General features: G+C 61.0%; 1 protein-coding gene. It reads right to left on the reverse strand.

What is annotated here, in order from left to right:
- Positions 1-1,052 (reverse strand): helicase-related protein (locus tag AC1D1X_RS24210; protein WP_477699473.1); only part of this gene is annotated, 1,052 nt, incomplete at both ends.

Here is a 1,052-nt window from a genome sequence, read left to right on the forward strand (position 1 = left end):
CTGCACGGAGGAAACCCTCTTTGTCGGCGTCCAGGATGGCCACCAGCGACACCTCAGGAATGTCCAGCCCTTCGCGCAGCAAATTGATACCCACCAGTACGTCAAAGGCCCCCAGCCGCAGGTCGCGCAGGATTTCCACGCGCTCGACCGTGTCCACGTCGCTGTGCAGATAACGCACCTTCACGCCGTTGTCGCTCAGGTAATCCGTCAGCTGCTCGGCCATGCGCTTGGTCAGCGTGGTGATCAACACCCGCTCATTCTTTTCGACCCGGATGCGGATTTCCTGCAGCACGTCGTCGACCTGATGGGTAGCCGGCCTCACTTCCACCTGCGGATCCACCAGTCCGGTGGGCCTGACCACCTGCTCCACCACCTTGCCGGCGTGCTCTTTCTCATAATTTGCCGGTGTGGCCGAGACAAAAACGGCCTGGCGCATCTTGGCTTCAAACTCTTCGAACTTGAGCGGCCGGTTGTCCAGCGCGCTCGGCAGGCGAAAACCGTATTCCACCAGCGTGGTTTTGCGTGCGCGGTCGCCGTTGTACATGGCGTTGAGCTGACCGATCATGACGTGGCTCTCGTCGAGAAACATCACGGCATCCTTGGGCAGGTAATCGCACAGCGTCGAAGGGGGCGAACCCGGCGGGGAGCCGCTCAGGTGACGGGTGTAGTTCTCGATTCCCTTGCAGTGGCCGATTTCACTGAGCATCTCCAGGTCAAACCGGGTGCGCTGCTCAATGCGCTGGGCTTCCACCAGCTTGCCGTCCGCGACGAACTGGGCCACCCGCTCGGACAGCTCCAGCTTGATGGTTTCCACGGCGGTCATGACCTTGTCGCGTGGCGTGACGTAGTGGCTTTTGGGATAGACCACAAAACGCGGGATTTTCTGGCGTATGCGGCCTGTCAGTGGATCAAACAACTGCAGCGACTCGATCTCGTCGTCGAAAAGCTCGATGCGTATGGCCAGCTCGGAATGCTCGGCCGGGAAAATGTCGATCACGTCCCCGCGCACCCGGAACGTGCCGCGCGCGAAGTCCTGCTCGTTGCGCGTGTAC

Source organism: Polaromonas sp. P1_G4 (assembly GCF_056405475.1).